The 4,794-nt window shown below is 45.2% G+C and carries 5 protein-coding genes; 4 read left to right on the top strand and 1 reads right to left on the bottom strand.

Annotated features, from left to right (window positions below):
- Positions 1 to 466: 466 nt before the first annotated feature.
- The 3 genes from ACE1CM_RS35625 to phnE all read left to right on the top strand — a co-directional run bounded on the left by ACE1CM_RS35625 (position 467) and on the right by phnE (position 3,132).
- Complete coding sequence (locus ACE1CM_RS35625) at positions 467 to 1,441, top strand: phosphate/phosphite/phosphonate ABC transporter substrate-binding protein (protein WP_374883640.1); 975 nt, start codon at positions 467 to 469, stop codon at positions 1,439 to 1,441.
- A gap of 96 nt (positions 1,442 to 1,537) precedes the next feature.
- Positions 1,538 to 2,260 carry a phosphonate ABC transporter ATP-binding protein gene (locus ACE1CM_RS35620; protein ID WP_374883639.1) on the top strand — a complete coding sequence of 241 codons (723 nt, stop codon included), beginning with the start codon at positions 1,538 to 1,540 and terminating at the stop codon, positions 2,258 to 2,260.
- 65 nt (positions 2,261 to 2,325) lie between these two features.
- A complete protein-coding gene (gene phnE / locus ACE1CM_RS35615; RefSeq protein ID WP_374883638.1) occupies positions 2,326 to 3,132 on the top strand; it encodes a phosphonate ABC transporter, permease protein PhnE in 807 nt (268 codons plus the stop codon).
- Positions 3,133 to 3,306: 174 nt separating this feature from the next.
- On the opposite strand, the gene tnpA is transcribed toward phnE, so the two are convergent.
- Positions 3,307 to 3,675 (bottom strand): IS200/IS605 family transposase, encoded by a 369-nt coding sequence (gene tnpA, locus ACE1CM_RS35610; RefSeq protein ID WP_374883637.1) that lies wholly within the window; start codon positions 3,673 to 3,675, stop codon positions 3,307 to 3,309.
- A gap of 69 nt (positions 3,676 to 3,744) precedes the next feature.
- Between tnpA and ACE1CM_RS35605 the strand changes: the two genes are divergently transcribed.
- A partial coding sequence (locus ACE1CM_RS35605) for an RNA-guided endonuclease InsQ/TnpB family protein (protein WP_374883636.1) occupies positions 3,745 to 4,794 on the top strand: 1,050 nt, incomplete at its 3' end.

Below are 4,794 nucleotides of genomic sequence, written 5' to 3'. Positions count from 1 at the left end.
TTCCCAAGACCCATACTTTTTCTTGACAACTGTACCTTTTAACTTGGTTTTTGCTTATGGCAGGGAGTGTCAAGATGATTGAATGATACCACAAGCGATTTGCTCGTTTCGTCGTTGCAGATTTCCCTTGCCTGATTCGATTCGGCATCGGTACTCCTGCACTCCAAAGGAACGCTCGCATTCATCTCAACACGCTCCGCTGCACGTACAGTGTGAGGCTTATGCTGTTTGAGCTAAGGACTGGGGAAAGCGAGTTTACGGTCAGATACAACAATCTTGGATGTTCAACTGTATCGCAAGTTACCCACTCTAGCCCCTAGACCCTCCCCAGCTTATTGACTTTTTTTTGCAAAAGTAGTTGACTTTAATTGGCAAATGCTTAAAAATATATTAAGCAGTTGTTGCCACTAACTCTCTATAGAAAGTGGCGAAAGTTCCCTATTAAGAAAAAACATAAGTTGGAGTTGTGAGAAAAAAAATACTACTAGGTGCAAGTTCAGCACTAATAGCACTGACAAGTATTGCCATTATTAATGCAGTTCAGAAAGTGCCGCAAGCGATCGCTCACCACACTCGGGAGCATCGAGTGCAACAGCCAATCGCCCAAAATACTATCACCCAGCTGAGAATTGCCTTCCCTTCCCGCAGAGACTCGACGGACTTGCAAAATAAGGCGAATCAGGTGGCGCAGTTCCTCTCGCGGGAACTGGGAATGCCCGTAGAAGCGCTAGTATCGGATGAAACCGCCGCTGTTGAAGCCCTAAGAGCCAACCGCGTCGATGTGGCGTTCTTAAGCAGCCGTCCCGCCATTCGAGCGGAACAAGCGACGGGAGCGCGGATGGTACTGGCAGAAGTGCGTTCCGACTATTCCGGTGGAAATACTTACGATTCGATTTTGGTGGTGCGAAAAGATAGCCCCCTGCGTACCCAAGCGAACCCGCAACAAACCCTCAACCAATTGCGCGGAAGAAGAATGGCGTTTGCTTCTCGCACCTCTGGCTCGGGATTTATTATCCCGACGGGGGATTTAGTCGGTCGGGGGATTGTTACTGGGCCAGATCGGTTGGATAGTTTCTTTAGCCAAGTTACCTACGGCGATGGCTACAGCAGTGCGTTGCAAGCCGTGTTGCGGGGACAGGCAGATGTAGGCGCTGTATCGGAATATGCTTTAAATCCCCCGTGGATTACGCCAGCGGAAGCTTCCCAGTTGCGAGTTTTGTATTCGATTCCCGGCGTACCAGCCCATGGAATTGTAATTGATGACGATGTTCCAGCAGCGATGCGCGATCGCATTATCAACGCGCTGATGAAATTAAATCAGCCCGCCAATAACGGCATGTTCCGCGCCCTGTATAATTCAACAGAGTTGCGCCGAGTTGACCACGCTCGTCACCTCGCGCCAATGCGTCAAGCATTGCAACGCGCCAGATTAGAACCATAGAGAAATTTCAGATTTAAGATTGCAGATTTTAGATTTGAAATTTAAAGTCTGCAATCTGCAATCTGCAATCTGCAATCTGCAATCGCTAAATTACCAATGACTATTGAGTGCGAAAATCTAGAAACCGGATACAACAAAGCTCTTAAACGTCCTATCCTGAATGGGATTAGTTGTACGATTGAACAGGGTGAATTTGTAGCACTGTTAGGATTAAACGGTGCTGGAAAATCTACTCTATTAAGGGCAATGTTGGGGTTAGTTCCCTGGCAAAAGGGAGAAATCAGAATTAATACTTTAACGATGACTCCTCATACTTTGCCCAAAATTCGCCGCGATGTGGCGATGATATTTCAAGGCGGGGGATTAATTCGTCAATTGTCTGCCTTGGATAACGTGCTGTGCGGACGTTTGGGAGAATTGTCGAGTTGGGAGACTTTTTGGGGATTTGGGGAGAGCGATCGCCAGATTGCCCTAAGATTGCTATCATCGTTGGGATTGGAAGATTTAGCTTACCAGAAAACCGGGAAACTCAGCGGGGGACAGCAACAGCGGGTAGCGATCGCGCGCGCGTTAATTCAATCCCCTCAAATTTTACTCGCAGATGAGCCGATCACGGGTTTAGATGTCTTAGCAACGCGACAGGTGATGGATACTTTTGCCAAATTACACGCAGAGGGCATGACGATTGTAACCGTGTTGCACGACCTGGCGATTGCATCGACCTACGCCAAACGCGCCATTGTCCTCGATGCAGGTCGTATAGTTTATGATGGCCCCTGTCACGAGCGAATTTTAGATTTCAGATTAGCTAATCGGTAATCGGAAGCACAATTACCAATTACCAATTACCAATTACCAATTTTTAGATTGGAGTTAACTTTAGAGTGAGAAAATCCTTACAACCAGACAATAAATACAACATCAAAAATTTGCTGAATTGGTTAAGTCGCCTGGGCATTTTTGCGAGCGTAATTCTAGTTTATGTTTGGGCATTTCAAGGACTGAAAATAAACCAAGCGATCGTTGAAGATAGCTGGAAATACGTCGTTACTTTTTTGAAAGATTTCTGGCCTCCGAATTTTGAAATTATAGATATTGCCGTAAAAGCCTTAATTGAAACCATCCAGATGTCGATATGGGGAACCACAATCGGCGCAATTATATCCCTACCCATTGCTATTTTAAGCGCCAGAAATTTAGCACCTCGTTGGTTACAATGGATAGCGAACTTGCTGCAAAATGCCGTGCGTTCCGTACCTTCGATTGTTTTAGGATTGATATTTGTCGCAGCAATTGGACTCGGCGCACCCGCAGGTACTTTAGCTTTAGGAATTTACACAATTGGATATTTGGCGAAGTTTTATCAAGAAGCAATTGAATCAGTTGATGCGCGTTCGATAGAATCGTTAAGAGTAGGTGGAGCTTCTTGGATACAAATTGCTCAATACGGCATTTTACCGCAAGTGTTGCCCTTGGGATTGGGTTACACCTTGTATATGTTTGAATATAATATTCGCGCCGCTTCGGTTTTAGGTGCAGTCGGTGCGGGTGGGATTGGGTTTCAATTGAAAACCTATATTGATAGTTTTGAGCGGACAAAAGCAGCGACGATTATGCTCGTGCTGTTAGTTGTTGTAACTTTAATTGATACTATCAGTAGCAAATTGCGTCAGAGGTTAGAGTCGATGTAGTTCTAACGATAGAGTTGGCTTAGTTTAAACTTTATTGAACGCGCTTTCATCCCCATCCCCTTGTGGGTGGGGATGAAAGCGCGGCTTGCATAAAGGGGTTCGATACCCCTTTATGCAAGCTATCTCTTTTCAAGATAGCGAGTCACCGCGTTGTCTTTGAGTTTCAATATAGCGCTATACAGCCTCTTCAGAAATGCCGCCAACGGATGAATAGAACGTGCCATCGCTCCACAGACCCGAACCCCAAAAGCAGCGTCTTTTTAGCTCCTTAAAAATATTGAAAATATGCACCGCAGAAATCGACTTCATTGTTTTAGCAATTTCTACAGGTGCAGTTGTATGATCCGCTTGCACAAACAAGTGAACGTGGTCGGGCATCACTTCAATTGCGTGAAGTATCCAGCCGTAGGTCTTGCAGACCTCACCCAATATTCGCTTCAGCTCCACCGCCACCGCCCCTTCAAGAACTTGGTGGCGGTACGGACAAAAGATAATGTGATAGCCTAAGCAGTGTTGAGCATGAGAGGACGACAGTATTTTCATTGTTTGGCGTGTGTTGAAAAGACATATAAAGCACGGTAACATAATTGTGTCAAAGCGCATCAGCCACTAATGAAACGAACTGTTAGCATTCCAGTAAACTTGCCAGCAAACAGGTTTCTCCCTTTGATGGGCGAATGTGCAGAAATATTTAACAAGCACATTGACTGGGCTGTCGCTAACAAAAGCTACAACAAAAACAAGGCACACAAGGAACTTTATCACTCACTAAGAATCGAGCATCCTTGCGTGCCTTCTGCTTTGTTGCAAACCGTTAGAGATAATGCGCTAGAGGCAATTAAAGCCACCAAGTTTAAACGCATTCCCAGAAAGAAACCAACATCAGGATTGAGATATGACAAGCGCACCATGACATTGAGGGGAAAGCAATTAACCCTTAGCTGCATCGGTAAGCGAGTTAGCTTAATCCTTGATGTACCAGAGTATTTTGCGGAAGTTTTTGAAACTTGGAAGTTTTGCGGAGCAACCGTTACCTACGCCAAAAATGCCAAACAGTTTTGGGTGAGACTGGTGTTTGAAACGGAAAATCCGAGCCTCTGTCACGGCAAGATTCAAGGTATTGACCGTGGTTTGTACCATCAAGCTGTTACCAGCGACGGTCAATTCTTCAGCTCCTCGAAAATCAGAGCAACACAAAGGAGATACTTATACAATCGGCGTAAACTCCAACAAAAAGGCACTCTCCGCGCCAAACGTCGCCTTAAAGCAATGTCTGGTCGTGAGAAGCGGTTCATGAAGGATGCGAACCATTGTGTGAGTAAAAAACTTGCCAATCAGTCAGGGATAGCTGTTTTTGTGCTGGAAGATTTGTCTAGTATTCGCACTTCTTCCCGTGGTAAGAAGGTCAACAAATGGTTAAGTAGTTGGCCTTTTTATCAACAAGAACAGTTCTTGACCTACAAAGCAGAAGCTTTAGGAAAACGGGTGGTGCATATCAGCCCGCGCTATACCAGTCAAAAATGCAATGTTTGCAAGCATATTAAAAGAACTTTTCGGCATAAGTCCAGATTCCACTGTAAAAATTGCGGACATCGAACTCATGCCGATTTTAATGCTGCTTTAAACATTCGCGACGACTATATTCTCTCTTCTACCCAACAA

The organism is Microseira sp. BLCC-F43 (assembly GCF_041929235.1).
In the GTDB taxonomy this organism is placed as follows: domain Bacteria; phylum Cyanobacteriota; class Cyanobacteriia; order Cyanobacteriales; family Aerosakkonemataceae; genus Microseira.
This window is presented reverse-complemented; position numbering and strand designations above follow the sequence as displayed.

What these genes read in the sequence shown, in the direction of transcription:
- ACE1CM_RS35620 (WP_374883639.1), top strand. Translation starts at nt 1,538, where the DNA reads ATGACTATTGAGTGCGAAAATCTAGAAACCGGATACAACAAAGCTCTT.
- tnpA (WP_374883637.1), bottom strand. Translation starts at nt 3,675, where the DNA reads ATGAAAATACTGTCGTCCTCTCATGCTCAACACTGCTTAGGCTATCAC.